The sequence below is a fragment of the Bradyrhizobium nanningense genome (genome assembly GCF_004114535.1).
Taxonomy (GTDB): Bacteria; Pseudomonadota; Alphaproteobacteria; order Rhizobiales; family Xanthobacteraceae; genus Bradyrhizobium; species Bradyrhizobium nanningense.
The window spans coordinates 1-235 of the sequence record NZ_LBJC01000036.1; the positions used below are offsets into that span (position 1 = coordinate 1).

The 235-nt window shown below is 68.1% G+C and carries 1 protein-coding gene; it reads left to right on the plus strand.

Annotation, left to right across the window (positions count from 1 at the left end):
• Nucleotides 1-235, plus strand: a 235-nt coding sequence (locus XH84_RS31710; protein ID WP_164937404.1) for an ATP-binding protein, incomplete at both ends; no start/stop codon positions are given.

Consider the following 235-nt stretch of genomic DNA (forward strand, 5'->3'; position numbering starts at 1 on the left):
CGCGGCCGCCATCACCTCGGTCTCCGGCCGCGGCGTCGGCATGGACGTGGTGCGCACCAATATCGATCAGATCGGCGGCACCATCGACATCAAATCGGTGGCCGGCGAAGGATCTTCGGTCACCATCAAGATCCCGCTGACCCTGGCCATCGTCTCCGCGCTGATCGTGGAAGCTGCCGGCGACCGCTTCGCGATCCCGCAGCTCTCGGTGGTCGAGCTGGTGCGGGCCCGCGCC